This is a genomic window from Streptomyces sp. NPDC042002 (assembly GCF_055588305.1).
The window spans coordinates 75,687-92,762 of record NZ_JBVJCT010000015.1; the positions used below are offsets into that span (position 1 = coordinate 75,687).

Below are 17,076 nucleotides of genomic sequence, written 5' to 3' on the forward strand. Positions count from 1 at the left end.
CGGTCTCAGGCGGCCCCCGCCGCCGGGGCGGCTTCCGCCCGGGAAGCCGCTTCGGCCTCGGCCTCCAGCGCGATCACGTGCAGCCTCTCCAGCCGTACGCGGCTCTCCTCGTCGGAGGGCGCGTAGGTCACCATGCGGGCACCCAGGTCGGGGGCCAGCCACAGGTCCGTGTGATCGACGGTGACCAGACCGACGTACGGGCTCACGAACTGCTTCGTCTTGCCACGGGTGCCGACCACCTCGTACCGGTCCCAGATCTCGCGGAACTCCGCCGACTCGGTCCGCAGCCGCTTCAGCAGCATCTTCCAGGCGGGTTCCCCGAGGTGCCCGGCCATCGAGACGCGCAGCCTCGCGGCCATCAGGCGCATGGCCTCGTCGAGGAAGACGATCGACTCGCGCCACTCCGCGTTGGTGTACGCGAGGATCATGCAGTTGCGGTCGGCGGGCGGGATCGAGTCGAGGTCGTTCATCATCAGGCGCGCGTAGGTGCGGTTGTACGCCAGGATGTCGTACCGGCTGTTCTGGATGCAGGCCGGAACGGGCTCCAGCTGCGTCAGGATCAGGCGCAGCGCCGGGGTGATGACCGGGCACCGGGCGGCGGGCGAGGGGTCGACGGCTCCGGCGAGCTGGAAGAGGTGGGCCCGCTCGCTCGCGTCCAGGAGCAGGGTGCGGGCCAGGGCGTCGAGGACCTGTTCGGAGACCTGGATGTCGCGCGCCTGTTCCAACCAGGTGTACCAAGTGACCCCCACCGCGGAGAGCTGGGCGACCTCCTCGCGGCGCAGGCCCGGCGTGCGCCGGCGTCGGCCGCGGGGGAGCTGGACCTGCTCGGGCGTGATGCGTTCGCGGCGGCTGCGCAGGAAGGTGGCCAGCTCGTGCCGCCGGATCTCGCTGCCGCGGGGCGCCACGGCGGCGGCCGGACGCGTCCCGTCCGGGGCCGGCCGCAGGGGGCCCGGGCCGGTGGTCGGTCGCACCTGGTCCCGGCCGGTGGTCGTTTCCCGCGCCATGGTTGTCATGCCTCCAGCCTGCCGCTCACCGCAGCCTGTTGCCAGGTAGTGCTTGTACCAGGATAAGAAGACTCTGGTACCCGTCTGAGCACGGGAGAAGTCTGGAGGACGTGACCGAAACCGGAACTCTCACGACTACCGTCCGCGCCCCCACCGCGCCACCCGCCCTCGGCGGCCTCGGACTCTTCACGGTGCTGCTGGGCGCGGCACTGCCCCTGATCGACTTCTTCATCGTCAACGTAGCCCTTCCGACCATCGGGCATGACCTGAACGCGAGCGAGGCCGTCCTCGAACTCGTCGTCGCCGGATACGGGGTCGCGTACGCCGTCCTGCTCGTCCTCGGCGGACGCCTCGGCGACCTGTTCGGGCGGCGCCGGCTCTTCCTCGGCGGGATGGCGGCCTTCGGCCTGACCTCGCTCGCCTGCGGACTCGCGCCCACCGCGTGGACCCTGGTGGCGGCGCGCGTCGCCCAGGGCGCGGCCTCCGCGGCGATGCTGCCGCAGGTCCTCGCCACCATCCAGTCGGCGACCTCCGGGCCCCGCCGGGCCAAGGCGATGGGCCTGTACGGCGCCACGGCCGGCCTGTCCATGGTGGCCGGGCAGATCCTCGGCGGCATCCTGGTCGCGGCCGACATCGCGGGCACCGGCTGGCGCTCGGTGTTCCTCGTGAACGTGCCCGTGGTCGTGCTGGGCCTGGTCCTGGCCGCCCGCGCCGTCCCCGAGACCCGCTCGCAGCGCCCGGAGCCGGTCGACGCCCCCGGCACGGTGCTGCTCGCGGTCGCCCTGCTGGCCCTGCTCGCCCCGCTCACCGAGGGCCGGGCGGCGGGCTGGCCGCTGTGGACCTGGGTGTCCCTCGCCCTGTTCCCGCTCGCGGCCGCCGCCTTCTACCTCGTCGAACGCCGTGCCGACCGCCGCGGCCGCACCCCCCTGGTCCCGCCGAGCCTGCTGGAACTGACCTCGCTGCGGCGGGGCCTGATCATGATCGTGCCGTTCTCGATCGGATTCAGCGGCTTCATGTTCGTGATCGCGGTGGCCCTGCAACGCGGCGCGGGACTCGGTCCCGTCCCCGCGGGGCTGGCCCTCGCGCCCATGGCGGTCGTCTTCTTCGTCACGTCCCTGTGCGGACCCCGCCTGATCGCCCGCTACGGCACCCGGGTCGTCACCGCGGGCGGACTGATCCAGGCCGTGGGCGTGGCCCTCATCGCGCTGGCCGCCTGGCGTTCCTGGCCGGACCTCGGGGTGCTGGAACTGCTGCCCGGCGCGGCGGTCGCCGGCGCGGGGCAGGCGCTCCAGCTCCCCGTGCTCTTCCGGATCGTCCTCTCCGAGGTACCGGCCGCGCGGGCCGGCGTCGGCAGCGGCGTGATGGCCACCACCCAGCAGGCGGCGCTCGCCGTCGGGGTGGCCACCCTCGGCACCCTGTTCCTGTCCCTCGTCCCGGCGCACGGCATGCGGGACGCCCTGGTGACGACCCTCCTGGTCCAACTGGCGGGCGTGGCCCTGACCACCGGGCTGAGCCTGCGGCTGCCGCGCACGATCAGCTGAGGGGCCGGCCCCCGGCCGGGGAACCGAGCTCAGGGGGCCAACCGGGCCGTCCGGCCCGACCCGGTCGACCGGCACCAACTCCCGCGCAGCCACCGGCATATGCACTGGCCATGAGCCCAACTTGCCTATCTTCAGGGGCTGTTGACACCAGTGGTGCGCCATGCCGTACTGAGTCGCACTGAAGTCGAACGGAACGCGCCCGGCGACGGCCGGGCGCGTTCCGTCCGGCACACCCGCGATCCGCGATCCGAGGAGGCTCCGTGGCCGAGATCAAGATCCGCGCGCTGGACCCGAGAGAGACCAGGGACGACAGCGGTCCCGGACACTGAGCTATCCCACACCCGCCGACGTCACCCGCACCGCCGAAGCCCTGGCCGCCCGGCATCCCGGCCTGTGCCGGCTGAGCACGATCGGCCACTCCCGACGCGGCGTCCCGCTGCGGATGCTGAGCGTCGGAAACGGGCCACGGCACGCCCTCGTGGTCGCGGGCGCGCACCCCAACGAGTACGTCGGCGGGGGCACCCTTCTGGCGCTGGCCCAGCGGGCACTGGGCGGCGAACGGCCCGGCACCGTATGGCATCTGGTGCTGTGCCTGGACCCGGACGGAGCCCGCCTCAACGACGGCGGACACCGCGCCGACACCCTCTTCGGCCACTACCGGTCCTTCTTCCGCCCCACCGCCGACGAACAGCCCGAATGGGCGCCCGCCCTCCCCCGGCCGCGGTTCCTGCCGGAGAGCCGCGCCCTGCTCGACGTCATCCGCCGGCTGCGGCCCTACATCCAGATCTCCCTGCACGGCACGGACATCGGCGGCACCTTCGCCCAGCTCACCCGGGACGTCCCCGGTCTCGACCGGACCCTCGCCGCCTCCGCCGAACAGCTCGGCATCCCGGTCGAGGGGGCCCCACTGGACGCCCTGCACTGGCCGACAAGCGCCCCCGGCGTCTTCGTCCTGCCGCCGCCCGGAGCGCCCGAACGTCCCACCGCCTTCCCGGAGAACGCCCACCGCTCCACCTGGCTCGCCCCGCACGCCCACGGCGGCGTCACCGCGGTGCTGGAAGTACCGGTCTGGGCCGCCGCCGGGTTCGCCGACCTGGCCCCCCACCCCGCTCCTGAACAACGGCTGCAGCACTGGGCGGAACGTCTGCGGGCCTACTCCCACACCGTCCGCGGCCACTACGAAAGGGCCCGCCCCCACCTCCCGGCACCCAGCCAGGACCCCGCCTTCAGCATGCGCAGGGCCGTGGCCGAAACACTGCGCGTCTGCGGCCCGTTGGCCGACAGCTGGGACCCCGCGCATCCGGCGTTCACCCCGCTCCCCGGCCTCACCCGAGCCCGCACGGCCAGCATCGAGGGCTTCGCCCGGCGCACCCCGCTGCGGGCCGCCGCGATGCTGCTGCGCCTTCTGGAGGAGTACGCGCCCACCCCGGGGACCGCCCCTCAACGCGCCGAGCTGGAAGCCCTCGTCGCGCGCTGGTGCGCCGCCTACTCGGCGAGTTTCACGGCGACCTGGGTTCCGGTGGACCGGCAGATAGAACACCAGGTCAACGTCACCACGGCCGCCGTCGAGGCCGCCGAGGGACACCTGGCCCCTTCCTGAGCGTGATCTTGCCCTCACCGAACCGACCGCCGAAGAACCCCCGTTGATCTTCACCATGCTGCACACTCCTTGCTGCGCAGACGAAGCGGTAAAACCAGGAGGTGTCATGCTTCAGATCAACACGAGCAAGGTAAGCCGCTGGGACCAGCACGGCCGCGAACACACCGTCCGCGTACAACGAGCGGGCGTACAGCGCACCATCAAATGCGACACGTGCGGCTGGCGCAAAAACGCCCAGTTCCTCCCCTGGTTGAAGGCGGAGGAACACCTGGCGGAGGAACACCAGGCGACGGTCGACCCCAAAGAGGCCTGAGGACCCGGCCCTCGCCGACGGGGCTTGGGGGCATCGCGCCTCCGGAGGACCCCCCAGGCCGTCCGGCCCGCCCGGAGCCGCCGCCACCACTTTGGTCCAGACCTATTGACGAAAGGTCTGGACCGCGCGACTGTCATGCCTACGACACCTCACCGCACCCCCACCGGGAGGCCTCGCATGACTCGTCGGAAGCTGATTCGCCGGAAACCGCGTCTGCTCGCCGTCGCGCTGGCGGCGGCCGTCCTCACCCCGCTGTCGATCGCGGGCGCACCCAGCGCCTCGGCCGCGGACACCTGCGCCGTGAAGTCCCGCCCCGCCGGAAAGGTTCTCCAGGGCTACTGGGAGAACTGGGACGGCTCGTCCAACGGTGTGCACCCGCCCTTCGGGTGGACGCCGATCACCGACTCCCGTATCGCCGCGCACGGTTACAACGTGATCAACGCGGCGTTCCCCGTCATCCGCTCCGACGGTACCGCCCTCTGGGAGGACGGGATGGACACGGGTGTGAAGGTCGCGACGCCCGCCGAGATGTGCGCGGCCAAGGCGTCGGGGCAGACGATCCTGCTGTCCATCGGCGGAGCGGCGGCCGGGATCGACCTGAGTTCGTCCGCGGTCGCCGACCGTTTCGTCGCGACGATCGTGCCCATCCTGAAGAAGTACAACTTCGACGGGATCGACATCGACATCGAGACCGGGCTCGTCGGCAGCGGGAACATCGGTCAGCTCTCCGCCTCGCAGGCCAACCTGACCCGGATCATCGACGGAGTGCTGGCGCGGATGCCGGCCGGCTTCGGGCTGACGATGGCGCCGGAGACGGCGTACGTCACCGGCGGCAGCGTCGCGTACGGCTCGATCTGGGGCGCGTATCTGCCGATCGTCAAGAAGTACGCGGACAACGGGCGTCTGTGGTGGCTGAACATGCAGTACTACAACGGGAGCATGTACGGCTGCTCCGGTGACGCGTACTCCGCGGGCACGGTCCAGGGCTTCACCGCCCAGACCGACTGCCTCGACAAGGGCCTTGTGGTGCAGGGGACCACGATCAAGGTCCCCTACGACAAGCAGGTGCCGGGGCTGCCCGCGCAGTCCGGCGCCGGCGGCGGCTACATGGCACCGAGTCTCGTGTCCCAGGCCTGGCGCCACTACGGCACCGCCCTCAAGGGGCTGATGACCTGGTCGGTCAACTGGGACGGCTCGAAGAACTGGACCTTCGGCGACAACGTGAAGGCACTCCAGGGCCGTTGAGGCCGGCAGGGCACCGGGACCGACAGGGCATCCGGGACCGACAGAGCCGTGGCGGCCACCCGTGCCACCCCTGCCGCCCACGCCATCCCTTGCCATCCCTGCCGCCCGTGTCACCGACGCCACCGGTGCCGCCCACGCCACCGGTGACACCGACGCCCGGACACCCCATGGTCCGGGACAGCGAAGCCCCCGGTTCCCTGCGCGGGAACCGGGGGCTTCGTGAACGCTTCGGCCAGAGGCCAGGTCAGCAGCCGATGAGGCGGCTGGCCAGGTAGCCCTCGATCTGGTCGAGCGAGACACGCTCCTGCTTCATGGAGTCGCGCTCGCGCACCGTGACGGCGTTGTCGTCGAGGGTGTCGAAGTCGACGGTGACGCAGAACGGGGTGCCGATCTCGTCCTGGCGACGGTAGCGGCGACCGATGGCGCCGGCGTCGTCGAATTCGATGTTCCAGTTCTGGCGCAGCGCGGTGGCCAGACCCTTCGCCTTGGGCGAGAGCTCCGGGTTGCGCGACAGGGGCAGCACGGCGACCTTGACGGGCGCGAGGCGCGGGTCGAGGCGCAGCACGGTGCGCTTCTCCATCTTGCCCTTGGCGTTCGGGGCCTCGTCCTCGACGTAGGCGTCGAGCAGGAAGGCGAGCATGGCGCGGCCGACACCGGCGGCGGGCTCGATGACGTACGGGGTCCAGCGCTCTCCGGCTTCCTGGTCGAAGTAGGAGAGGTCCTGGCCGGAGGCCTTGGAGTGCGCGCCGAGGTCGTAGTCGGTGCGGTTGGCCACGCCCTCCAGCTCACCCCACTCGTTGCCGCCGAACTGGAAGCGGTACTCGATGTCGGCGGTGCGCTTGGAGTAGTGGGAGAGCTTCTCCTTCGGGTGGTCGTACCACCGCATGTTCTCCGCGCGCATGCCGAGACCGGTGTACCAGTTCCAGCGCTGCTCCATCCAGTACTCCTGCCACTTCTCGTCCTCGCCCGGCTTGACGAAGAACTCCATCTCCATCTGCTCGAACTCGCGGGTGCGGAAGATGAAGTTGCCGGGCGTGATCTCGTTGCGGAAGGACTTGCCCATCTGGGCGATACCGAACGGCGGCTTCTTGCGCGAGGCGATCTGCACCTGGGCGAAGTTGGTGAAGATGCCCTGGGCGGTCTCGGGGCGCAGGTAGGCGACGGAGCCGCTGTCCTGGGTCGGGCCGAGGTGGGTGGAGAGGAGGCCCGAGAACTGCTTGGGCTCGGTGAAGGTGCCCTTGTTTCCGCAGTTGGGGCAGTTGAGGTCGGCGAGGCCGTTCTCGGGGAGGCGGTGGTGCTTCGCCTCGTAGGCCTCCTCCAGGTGGTCGGCGCGGTAGCGCTTGTGACAGGAGGTGCACTCGGTGAGCGGGTCGGAGAAGGTGGCGACGTGACCGGAGGCGACCCACACCTCGGGGGCCAGGATCACGGACGAGTCGAGACCGACCACGTCCTCGCGCGACGTGACCATGTAGCGCCACCACTGGCGCTTCAGGTTCTCCTTGAGTTCGACGCCGAGCGGGCCGTAGTCCCAGGCGGCCTTCTGTCCTCCGTAGATCTCACTACAGGGGAAAACGAAGCCACGGCGCTTGCTCAGGCTGACGATGGAATCGATCTTGTCGGCGGCCACGGTGCTCTCTTCATTACGAACGGACGGCAGCGAATGCCTCAGGTTACCGGCGTCGCCCACCCCTGTATCAAATCGGTTCGCGGAGTGGTCCGCTTACCGCCGCTTAGATCCGCTTGATGTCTGTTGGCGGGGGGTGTGAGGACGTCCGGACGAGGGCTTGTTGACAATCGTTTCCACATTTGTTGAAAATGAGTGTCATGAACGTACGACGACGCCTCACACCGGGGATCTCGGCCGTGGTGGCCACCGCCCTCGGTCTGGGCGCTCTCACGGCCTGCTCGGGTTCCGCCTCGGCAGACGCCAGGAGCGACGGAAAACTCGATGTGGTCGCGTCGTTCTACCCGCTCCAGTATCTCGCCGAGCAGATCGGCGGGACGCATGTGAACGTCACGAACCTGACCCGGCCGGGCCAGGAACCGCACGACCTGGAGATCAGCCTCCGGGAGACCGCGCGGCTCCAGGACGCCGACGCCGTCCTCTACCTCAGGAACCTCCAGCCGGCCGTCGACGAGGCGGTGGCCCAGTCCGGGGTCAAGACCGAGATCGACGCCGCCTCGCTGACGACGCTGGAGAAGCACGGCAACGAGGTCGGCGGGCACGCCGCGGCCCACGACCACAGCGAGGGCGAGGAGACCGGCGCACCCGACCCGCACGTCTGGCTCGACCCGGTGCGGTTCGGCGAGGTCGCCGAGGGCGTGTCGGCCGCGCTGAAGAAGGCCGACCCGAAGCACGCGACGGACTACGCGAAGAACACGGCGGCGCTGCGGAAGAAGTTCACCGCGCTGGACACCGACTTCCGCGACGGTCTCGCGCACACCAGGACCAAGACCTTCATCACCACCCACGCCGCGTTCGGCTACCTCGCCGAGCGCTACGGGCTCACCGAGGAGGCCGTCAACGGCCTCGACCCGGAGTCGGAGCCCAGTGCGAACCGGGTGAAGGGGCTGGAGAACCTGGCGAAGGCCGACGGCGTCACGACGGTGTTCTACGAGACGCTCGTCAGCGACAGGACGGCCGGCACGATCGCCAGGGACGTGGGGCTCCGCACGGATGTCCTCGACCCCCTCGAAGGCATCACCGAGAAGTCCAGGGGCAGCGACTACATGCAGGTCATGGAGTCGAACCTGAAGGCACTACAGACGGCGCTGGGCGCCAAGTGATCACTGTGGAGGACGTCGTGAGCGAGTCCGTCGTGTCCCTGCGGGGTGTCCGGGCGGAACTGGGTTCGCGCCCGGTCCTGCGCGGCATCGATCTCGCGGTGCGCCGCGGGGAGGTCGTCGCGCTGCTCGGCGCCAACGGCTCCGGCAAGTCGACCGCCGTGCGCAGCGTCATCGGCCAGGTCGCCGTCAGCGGCGGCGAGATCGAGATCTTCGGCGTTCCGCGCCGCCGCTTCCGCGACTGGCACCGGGTGGGCTACGTACCGCAGCGGACCACGGCGGCGGGCGGTGTGCCGGCGACGGTGACCGAGATCGTCGCCTCGGGACGGCTGTCCCGGGCCCGCTTCGGCATGCTGCGCAAGGCCGATCACGCGGCCGTACGGCGGGCCCTGGAGCTCGTCGGGATGGCGGACCGCGCCAAGGACTCCGTCAACGCCCTGTCGGGCGGACAGCACCAGCGTGTCCTCATCGCCCGTGCCCTGGCGAGCGAGCCCGAACTGCTGATCATGGACGAGCCGATGGCGGGCGTGGACCTCGCCAGCCAGGAGGTGCTGGCCGCTACCCTGCGCGACCAGGTCGCCCAGGGCACGTCGGTGCTGCTCGTACTGCACGAACTGGGTCCCCTGGAACCGCTCATCGACCGCGCGGTCGTCCTGCGGGACGGCTGCGTGCTGCACGACGGCCCGCCGCCGCGCGCGGTCGGCCAGCACGCGCTGCCCGGCCACGACCACGTACACCCGCACGCGGCCCATGACGCCGAACCCCTCCGGACGGGACTGCTGAGCTGATGGACATCCTCGACTACGCCTTCATGCAGCGGGCACTGCTCGCCGCCGTCCTGGTGGGCGTCATCGCGCCCGCCGTCGGCATCTACCTGGTCCAGCGCCGTCAGGCCCTGATGGGCGACGGGATCGGCCATGTGGCCATGACGGGCGTCGGCCTCGGCTTCCTGCTCAACACGTCACCGGTGTGGATGGCGACGGCCGTCTCCGTGCTGGGCGCCGTGCTCATGGAGCTGATCCGCTGGTACGGCAAGACGCGCGGGGACATCGCGCTGGCCATGCTCTTCTACGGGGGTATGGCGGGCGGCGTGATGTTCATCAACCTCGCGCCGGGCGGCTCGAACGCCAACCTGACCTCGTACCTCTTCGGCTCGCTCTCGACGGTGAGCGAGTCCGACGTGACCGCGATCTGCGTACTGGGGGCCTTCGTCCTGCTCGTCACCCTCGGACTGCGCCGGCAGTTGTTCGCGGTCAGCCAGGACGAGGAGTTCGCGCGGGTGACCGGTCTGCCGGTGCGGGCCCTGAACCTGCTGACGGCGGTCACGGCGGCGGTCACGGTGACCGTCGCGATGCGGGTGGTCGGCCTGCTGCTGGTGAGCGCGCTCATGGTCGTCCCGGTGGCGGCGGCCCAGCAGCTCACCCGGAGCTTCGCGGCGACCTTCGCGGTCGCGGTGGCGATCGGGGTGAGCGTGACGATCGGCGGCACCGTGACGTCGTTCTACCAGGATGTGCCGCCCGGCTCGACGATCGTGCTGCTGACGATCGGCGCGTTCATCGCGCTGACCGCGCTGGCGTCGCCGCTGGCCCGGCGCCGGGCCCGTGCGGTGGCCGCGGCACAAGCGACCCAGGACCCCGCGGAGTGCGCGATTCCGGCCGCGCGTGGCCCGGAGAGCACGGTCGGCGTCTGACCGGGCACAGCCCGGACTGGCACAATGGCCGGGCAAGGGCAGACGCGAGGAGGCAACGGTGACAACCGCTGGATCGCCCGTCCGGGGCCGTTCCACCCGGCAGCGCGCCGCCGTGGCGGCCGCGCTCGACGAGGTGGCCGAGTTCCGCAGCGCGCAGGAGCTCCACGACATGCTCAAGCACAAGGGCGACTCGGTCGGGCTCACCACGGTCTACCGCACGCTCCAGTCGCTGGCCGACGCCGGCGAGGTCGACGTCCTGCGCACGTCGGAGGGCGAGTCCGTCTACCGGCGCTGCTCCACCGGCGAGCACCACCACCACCTCGTCTGCCGGGTCTGCGGCAAGGCCGTGGAGGTGGAGGGGCCGGCCGTCGAGAAGTGGGCGGAGGCCATCGCCGCGGAGCACGGCTATGTGAACGTGGCCCACACCGTGGAGATCTTCGGTACGTGCGCGGAGTGCGCGGCGGCGAAGGGCTGAACCCCCGAGGGGATCAGACGCGCGTCAGGTTGCGGTCGAGGATCGCCCGCAACCTGTCCACGTCCTCGGGGGTGCGCACGGCGCGCTTGGGCAGCACGGTGAAGCCGACGGCATTCTTGTCGGGGCTGGTCATGACGAAGACGTCCTTCGTCTCCCGGTAGCGGGGCTGTGCGACCCAGTTGAGCGCCGTCGTGGAGTTGTCCGTGGTGACCGTCACCCCGGCATCCGTGACGGTCACCCGGAACGTGCCCTGGCGCTCCGCGAGCCGCTGGAACTGGCGGGCCGTGAGCCAGGGCGTCAGCAGGATGAGCGGCACGCAGACGGCCAGCCAGATGGCCACGAACAGGGACCCTCCGTGACCGGTCAACGCCTCCGCGCCCTGAAGAACGGCCACGACGGCCATGACACCCAGCGCCCAGTACTGTCTTCGGCCCGCCTTGCTGACACCTCTGCGCGCCTTCAGCGCCGACGTGAGGTCCCCGATGGTCGGCCGGTACTCCAGCTCGACGACATCCGCCCCGTGCCCCTGCGACTGCTCCGGCGACTCCTGCTGCCGCGCAGCACCCTGGTCCTCGACCACGGCCCCTCCCCAGTTCGGTGGTGATGAGCCGTGATCGTAACGCCGGATTCGAACAACCCTGCGGGCGGCGGGTGTTAAGAGCCGTCGCCCCTCATGTCCTTCTCCATCGCGAGCAGTTGCTCGTTGGGAACGGCGCCGCCGAAGCGGCGGTCGCGCTGCGCGTACTCGACGCAGGCCCGCCACAGGTCGCGCCGGTCGAAGTCGGGCCACAGCACGTCCTGGAAGACCATCTCGGCGTAGGCGCTCTGCCAGATCAGGTAGTTGGAGGTGCGCTGCTCGCCGCTCGGGCGCAGGAACAGGTCCACGTCCGGCATGTCCGGGTAGTACAGGTACTTCTGGAGGGTCTTCTCGTTGACCTTGGACGGGTCGAGGCGGCCGGCCTTCACGTCCTCGGCCAACGCCTGCGCCGCGTCGGCGATCTCGGCGCGACCGCCGTAGTTCATGCAGAAGTACAGCGTGAGCGCGTCGTTGTCCTTGGTCTGCTCCTGGGCGATCTGGAGCTCCTTGGCGACCGACTTCCACAGCTTGGGCATGCGTCCCACCCAGCGCACCCGAATGCCGAGCCCGTCGAGGGTGTCGCGGGTCTTGCGGATGAAGTCGCGGTTGAAGTTCATCAGGAAGCGCACCTCGTCGGGCGAGCGCTTCCAGTTCTCCGTGGAGAAGGCGTACAGGGAGATGCTGCCGACGCCGACCTCGACCGCGCCCTGGAGGACGTCGAGGACGCGCTCGGCACCGACCTTGTGGCCCTCGGTGCGGGGCAGCCCGCGGTCCTTGGCCCAGCGGCCGTTCCCGTCCATGACGATCGCCACATGGTTCGGGACGAGCTCGCCGGGGAGTTTGGGCGCGCGGGCACCGGAGGGGTGCGGTTCCGGCGCCTTGTACTCGCGGCGCTGGCGGCCCAGGATCCCGCGTACGACCATGTGCTTCTCGTCTCCCTCTTGTGTGCTCGCGTGCGCCGGGCGCTCGTCTCGCTCTGCTTGCTGTTCTGTGCTGTTCTCGCGCGCTCGTGCCGCGCTTGTGCGGGGTCGCCGCCCCGGCCTGCCGGACGGCGCCTACTTCTCCACGTACCGCAGGGAACGCAGTCCGCGCTCCAGATGCCAGTGCAGATAGGCCGACACCAGCCCGCTGCCCTCCCGGACGTGCCGCGGCTCGCACGCGTCCGCGGTCTCCCAGTCTCCCGTGAGCAGCGCGCCGAGGAGTTCGAGGGCCTGAGGTGAGGGTACGACGCTGCCGGGCACCCGGCAGTCGACGCAGACGGAACCTCCCGCGGCGACCGAGAAGAACCGGTTCGGACCCGGCATGCCGCATTTGGCACAGGCGCTGAAACTGGGCGCGTAGCCGTTGACGGCGAGGGAGCGCAGCAGGAAGGCGTCGAGGACGAGGTGCGGCTCGTGCTCGCCGCGGGCGAGGGTGCGCAGCCCTCCGACCAGCAGCAGATACTGCTGCACGGCGGGCTCGCCCTCGTGGTCGGTGAACCGCTCGGCGGTCTCCAGCATGGCGGTGCCCGCGGTGTAGCGCGGGTAGTCGGTGACGATTCCGCCACCGTACGGAGCGATCGTCTCGCTCTGCGTACAGAGGGGCAGGCCGCGGCCGATCAGTTCGCTGCCCCGCGCGAAGAACTGGACATCCACGTGGGAGAAGGGTTCGAGGCGCGCCCCGAACTTGGACTTGGTCCGCCGGACGCCGCGCGCCACCGCCCGTACGCGGCCGTGACCGCGCGTGAGCAGCGTGATGATCCGGTCCGCCTCACCCAGCTTCTGGGTGCGCAGCACGATGCCGTCGTCGCGGAACAGACTCATGCGGCCCATTCTCGCCTACGGCGCCCGCGCCCCGGCCCGGACGGGTCGCAACGTGTCCGGGACCTCCCCAGCCCATGGAGGCACCCGGCCCTTCAGGTCACCTCGCCGCGGCTGCGCGCGTTGGCGTACGCGGTCGCCGCGCTGAGCCGTTCCGCCGCGGTGGCCTGCCGGACGGACTCCGGCACACAGTCCCATTCCCGGCCTCCGCCGAGCGGTCTCAGCTGTACGTAGGGCCCCTCGCTGCCCATGACCATGCCCACCTTCCCCGTGTACGTGTCGACGGCGTAGGAACCGATCGGAGGTTCCGGCGGCCCCGGCGGCTTCATCGCCGGGCCGCCACGAGCCGGGCGGCGCCTTCGTGTGCCGGTGACGGTTCTTCTTCCACTCTGCTCACCTGTCCCTTTTCATTTCACGCTTCGCATCTTCATGGTGACGCTCCGCATCTAGAATCGACAGGATCCGGTTCGCTACAAATGCGGCGCAGCGTAAGGGGGTTGGCCGTGGCCAACGGTTCTCGGCAGGCTGCCTGGGAGTTTTTCGGTTCAGAACTGGAACGACACAGGGAGGACGCGGGTTTCACCCAAGTGGAGTCGGGTGTGCGACTTCTTGTCTCCGGGGCCATATCGGCCAGTTCGAACAGACCATCCGCACACCACGGTTGGACGTGGCTCGGCGGATCGACACGCTCCTGCGGAGCTACGGCTGCTTCGAGCGAACGCGGCACAAGCCGATCGACGACGCCGGGCCCGTGCCGCTGATCGGCGCGGACGCCTGGACCGTGTTCGTCACCGGCGTCGAGGGCTGGGCGAGGACGACCCCGCGATGACCCTTCCGAGCCTTCCCGCGGTGTTCGCGCACCCGGACGACGAGTCCCTGTCGGCGGGCGACGTGCTCGCCCGGCACGCGGCTTCGGGAGCCCGGACCGCCGTCGTCACGGCGACCTGGGCGGAAGGCACCCACCGGGCCGCGGAGCTGGCCGACGCGCTGCGCGTCCTCGGCGCGGGCACGCCGTGGATGCTCGGCCACGCCGACGCGCGGGTGCCGGAGTCGGCGCCCGGAGCCGCCCGGGACCTGGGCGTCCTTCTGCTCCGGGAGAACAGGCCGATGTTCAGCGTCCCGGACGAGTGGGTCGGCGCGACGGTCGACGTACGTCCCTGGCCGGACCGGAAGATCGAGGCAGTGCTCGCCCACCGCTCCGAAGTCGAACGGGGAGCGGTCGGCGGGCAGCCGGAAGTCCGGCCGGCGCAGCGGGCGGGCTTCCCAGGGAACCGGAGGCGGCTGTCCGCCGAGCAGGTGGACAGCGTACGTGGGCAGCGGGCCGCCGCCGGCCGGAAGCGGCCCGCGCAGCGAACAAGCCCGGAGCGGAGCGGGGCCTCCGTTCAGCTCACTCCGCGGGAGCCCTGGGCCGCGCGGGTCTCGATTCCTCGGAAGTGGTCGGCCATCGCGCGCTGGGCGCCCTCGACGTCCCGTACGCGCAGGGCGGTGAGGATGTCGCGGTGGCGGCGGGCCGTCACCTCGGGGGTGATGTCGTCGGTCCAGCCGCGCACCACGGCGACCCGCCGGAAGACGGTCCAGAACGCGCCGAGCAGCTGGGGCACGAGCGGGTTACCGAGCGAGGCGTACAGCAACTCGTGGAACTCGCTGTCGAGTTCGGGGAAGGAGCGGCCGTCGTCGCCCGCCGTCTCCATTTCCGTGACGACGGCTTCGAGCCGGTCCAGCTCCTCCTCGGTCAGCACCTGGGCCACCCGGCTTATCAGCCCCTCCTCCAGCACCTCGCGGACCTGGAGGATCTCGGCCAGCGCCCCGGTCGGGTCGTCCGGACGGGCGAGCGTGCGGAAGGTCAGTCCGTCCACGAACGGCGTCATGGACGCCTCGCCCACATAGGTGCCGTAGCCATGCCGGATCTCGACTATGTCGAGCGCCTGAAGGGCCTTGAGCGCCTCGCGGACCGAGTTGCGGCTCACGCCGAGATCGGTCATCAGCTCGGTCTCGGTGGGCAGCGGCGCACCGGCCGGAAGCCCCTGGTCGAGGATCAGCTGCATGACCTCGCGCTGGACCTGGCTGCTCACCCGGCGCTCGGGCCGACGCCGGTTCCCGGTCTCCTCAGGCATGCGCCGCATCGTACGCTCGCTGGACATCGGACGTCCCACCTCCGGGCTGATTAAACGCCAAGTTCGGCCAACTGCCCTGATTCATACCGCCATTGGTCGCACCTGTGGAAGATACGCCATTCGTGTGCGATCCCTTGACCCTCTCCGCGCCCCCTCTTATGGTCGCGCTGCCCCCTATGACGTAGGACGTCGTATCTCCTGCTCCCCGGGCCACCGCACCGACCGCTCCACGCCATCGCACCGACCGCTCCACCGCCTCACCGGACCGCTCAACTGGACCACTCCTTGTGGAGGAACCGTGCGCGACGTGAACCGCACTCCGGCGCCGCACCGCCGGTCGTTCCTGAAGTACACCGGGGCCCTGGGCGCGGCCGCCGCCCTCTCCTCGACCCTCGCCGCCTGCTCGTCCGGGCCGGAGTCGACGAACGACACCGGCGGTTCGGGCAGCGGCAGGAACGCCACGCTGACGGCCGTGATCGGCTACGGGAACGACGGCAGCTGGGATCCGACGCAGACCGCGTCCGCGTTCTGCATGGCCGCCAACAACCATGTCTACGAGGGCCTGCTCGACACCGATCCGATCTCCCGCGAGCCCTACGCGGCGCTCGCCACCCAGGTGCCCGCCGACCTCACCGGCACGTCCTGGAAGTTCACCCTGCGGGCGGGTGCCACGTTCCACGACGGGAAGCCGGTCACCGCGGACGACGTGGTCTTCGTCTTCGACCGGATACTCGACCCGAAGACCCAGACCCTCGCCAAGGGCTTCTTCGCGAGCTGGCTGAAGGAAGTCCGCAGGATCGACGCGCAGAACGTCGAGCTGGTCCTCAAGTTCCCCTTCCCCGAGGGGATCTCCCGGCTCACGCTGGCGAAGATCATGCCCAAGCACGTCTTCTCCCGGCCGGGCGCCTGGGACGACGCGATCAAGGGCAAGGCGATCGGCTCGGGCCCGTACCGGCAGACCGCGCACCACCCGAAGTCCAACACCACGTTCGAGGCGTTCGCCGCCTACAACGGGCCGCGCAGGCCCGCCTTCAAGAGGATGAACTGGCTGACCATAGTGGACGCCGCGCCCCGCGTCGCGAAGATCTCCGGGGCGAGCGCGGGTGCCCAGATCGCCGACAACATCCCGTACGCCAACATCGAGCAGCTCCGCAAGGGCGGCATGACCGTCCAGGGCGGCGCGGGCATGAACAACCTGTTCCTCATGTTCAACACCCAGCACAAGCCGTTCGACGACGTACGGGTCCGCCAGGCGCTGCGGTACGCCATCGACACCGGCAAGATGGTCGAGGTCGCCCTCAGGGGGCACGGGAAGCCGTCGAGTTCCTTCCTCAACGAGGCCAACCCCTCCTACCGGCCCGCGAAGACCGTCTACTCCTACGACCCGGAGAAGGCGAAGAAGCTCCTGAAGGCGGCCGGGGTCAAGGGGCTGAAGATCGAGATCCTGTCGGTGAACGTCAGCTGGATCGTCGACTGCCTGCCGACCGTCAAGGCGTCCTGGGACGCGATCGGTGTCGAGACGACGCTGTCCCCGCAGGAGACCACGGCCGTGTTCACCAAGATGGACCAGAAGCAGGACTACCAGGTCGTCGCCGCCGCCTCGAACCCCAACCAGTTCGGCCTCGACGCCGACCTGATCATGCACTACAACTACGGCCCCCAGAACCTCTGGATGGGATACGCCCGTTGGGCCGGCGACCCGGTCGCCAAGCAGCTCTTCAAGGACATGGACCAGGCGACGCGGGAACCCGACGCCGACAAGAAGAAGACGATGATCCAGGACTACATCGACATCGTCGCCGAGCAGGCCGTGCTCTACCCGGTCGTGCACAACGAGCTGATGACGGCGTGGAATCCGCGCCGGCTCGCGGGGATAAGGCCCCAGCCCTACCCGGGCATCAACCTGCTGCAAGCCAAGTGGGTCTAGGCGACAA

16 protein-coding genes and 2 pseudogenes are annotated in these 17,076 nt (G+C 70.2%); 11 read left to right on the forward strand and 7 right to left on the reverse strand.

The annotated features are described in order from the left end of the window. Positions 1 to 5 precede the first annotated feature (5 nt). Positions 6 to 1,013, reverse strand: a complete 1,008-nt coding sequence (locus ACZ6KY_RS22700; RefSeq protein WP_469312102.1) for a helix-turn-helix transcriptional regulator — start codon at positions 1,011 to 1,013, stop codon at positions 6 to 8. Positions 1,014 to 1,114: 101 nt separating this feature from the next. Between ACZ6KY_RS22700 and ACZ6KY_RS22705 the strand changes: the two genes are divergently transcribed. From ACZ6KY_RS22705 to ACZ6KY_RS22720, 4 genes are all read left to right on the forward strand, one after another. Beyond that, positions 1,115 to 2,545: an MFS transporter gene (locus ACZ6KY_RS22705; protein WP_469312103.1), complete on the forward strand. Its 1,431-nt coding sequence runs from the start codon at positions 1,115 to 1,117 to the stop codon at positions 2,543 to 2,545. 370 nt (positions 2,546 to 2,915) lie between these two features. After that, complete coding sequence (locus tag ACZ6KY_RS22710; RefSeq protein WP_469312183.1) at positions 2,916 to 4,145, forward strand: M14 family zinc carboxypeptidase; 1,230 nt, start codon at positions 2,916 to 2,918, stop codon at positions 4,143 to 4,145. A gap of 106 nt (positions 4,146 to 4,251) precedes the next feature. Beyond that, positions 4,252 to 4,458 (forward strand): hypothetical protein, encoded by a 207-nt coding sequence (locus ACZ6KY_RS22715; protein WP_355845540.1) that lies wholly within the window; start codon positions 4,252 to 4,254, stop codon positions 4,456 to 4,458. A gap of 192 nt (positions 4,459 to 4,650) precedes the next feature. Beyond that, positions 4,651 to 5,703 (forward strand): chitinase, encoded by a 1,053-nt coding sequence (locus ACZ6KY_RS22720; RefSeq protein ID WP_469312184.1) that lies wholly within the window; start codon positions 4,651 to 4,653, stop codon positions 5,701 to 5,703. A 244-nt stretch (positions 5,704 to 5,947) separates the two neighbouring features. On the opposite strand, the gene ACZ6KY_RS22725 is transcribed toward ACZ6KY_RS22720, so the two are convergent. Then, entirely contained in the window at positions 5,948 to 7,330 is a 1,383-nt protein-coding gene (locus ACZ6KY_RS22725; protein WP_469312104.1) for a glycine--tRNA ligase, read from the reverse strand. Between the two features lie 197 nt (positions 7,331 to 7,527). Between ACZ6KY_RS22725 and ACZ6KY_RS22730 the strand changes: the two genes are divergently transcribed. From ACZ6KY_RS22730 to ACZ6KY_RS22745, 4 genes are read left to right on the forward strand one after another with little or no spacing between them, the layout of a single operon-like run. Then, positions 7,528 to 8,490, forward strand: a complete 963-nt coding sequence (locus ACZ6KY_RS22730) for a metal ABC transporter substrate-binding protein (RefSeq protein WP_469312105.1) — start codon at positions 7,528 to 7,530, stop codon at positions 8,488 to 8,490. Continuing rightward, the gene (locus ACZ6KY_RS22735) at positions 8,490 to 9,275 is read left to right on the forward strand and encodes a metal ABC transporter ATP-binding protein (protein ID WP_469312185.1); all 786 of its coding nucleotides are present in this window, start codon (positions 8,490 to 8,492) and stop codon (positions 9,273 to 9,275) included. The genes ACZ6KY_RS22730 and ACZ6KY_RS22735 overlap by 1 nt, the downstream gene beginning before the upstream one ends. After that, a complete protein-coding gene (locus ACZ6KY_RS22740; protein ID WP_469312106.1) occupies positions 9,275 to 10,177 on the forward strand; it encodes a metal ABC transporter permease in 903 nt (300 codons plus the stop codon). Before ACZ6KY_RS22735 ends, ACZ6KY_RS22740 begins: the two co-directional genes overlap by 1 nt. A gap of 58 nt (positions 10,178 to 10,235) precedes the next feature. Next, on the forward strand, positions 10,236 to 10,652 hold the full coding sequence (locus ACZ6KY_RS22745) for a Fur family transcriptional regulator (protein ID WP_469312107.1): 417 nt from the start codon (positions 10,236 to 10,238) through the stop codon (positions 10,650 to 10,652). A gap of 13 nt (positions 10,653 to 10,665) precedes the next feature. Here ACZ6KY_RS22745 and ACZ6KY_RS22750 read toward each other — a convergent pair whose 3' ends face one another. From ACZ6KY_RS22750 to ACZ6KY_RS22765, 4 genes are all read right to left on the reverse strand, one after another. Continuing rightward, on the reverse strand, positions 10,666 to 11,232 hold the full coding sequence (locus tag ACZ6KY_RS22750; RefSeq protein WP_469312108.1) for a YcxB family protein: 567 nt from the start codon (positions 11,230 to 11,232) through the stop codon (positions 10,666 to 10,668). 74 nt (positions 11,233 to 11,306) lie between these two features. Further along, positions 11,307 to 12,152, reverse strand: a complete 846-nt coding sequence (locus tag ACZ6KY_RS22755; protein ID WP_469312109.1) for an isoprenyl transferase — start codon at positions 12,150 to 12,152, stop codon at positions 11,307 to 11,309. Positions 12,153 to 12,284: 132 nt separating this feature from the next. Next, complete coding sequence (recO, locus tag ACZ6KY_RS22760) at positions 12,285 to 13,031, reverse strand: DNA repair protein RecO (protein WP_401326716.1); 747 nt, start codon at positions 13,029 to 13,031, stop codon at positions 12,285 to 12,287. A gap of 92 nt (positions 13,032 to 13,123) precedes the next feature. Then, a complete protein-coding gene (locus tag ACZ6KY_RS22765) occupies positions 13,124 to 13,357 on the reverse strand; it encodes a hypothetical protein (protein WP_469312110.1) in 234 nt (77 codons plus the stop codon). A 174-nt stretch (positions 13,358 to 13,531) separates the two neighbouring features. On the opposite strand from ACZ6KY_RS22765, the pseudogene ACZ6KY_RS22770 reads away from it, so the two are divergent. After that, a pseudogene (locus ACZ6KY_RS22770) lies at positions 13,532 to 13,770 on the forward strand (helix-turn-helix domain-containing protein); the annotation flags it as partial. An 83-nt stretch (positions 13,771 to 13,853) separates the two neighbouring features. Continuing rightward, positions 13,854 to 14,273 (forward strand): annotated as a pseudogene (locus ACZ6KY_RS22775) (PIG-L deacetylase family protein); the annotation flags it as partial. Between the two features lie 137 nt (positions 14,274 to 14,410). Here the strand turns inward: ACZ6KY_RS22775 and ACZ6KY_RS22780 are convergent. Continuing rightward, complete coding sequence (locus ACZ6KY_RS22780) at positions 14,411 to 15,151, reverse strand: FadR/GntR family transcriptional regulator (RefSeq protein WP_469312186.1); 741 nt, start codon at positions 15,149 to 15,151, stop codon at positions 14,411 to 14,413. A 289-nt stretch (positions 15,152 to 15,440) separates the two neighbouring features. Between ACZ6KY_RS22780 and ACZ6KY_RS22785 the strand changes: the two genes are divergently transcribed. Further along, positions 15,441 to 17,069, forward strand: coding sequence for an ABC transporter substrate-binding protein (locus tag ACZ6KY_RS22785; protein ID WP_469312111.1), 1,629 nt, complete (start codon positions 15,441 to 15,443; stop codon positions 17,067 to 17,069). Positions 17,070 to 17,076 lie beyond the last annotated feature (7 nt).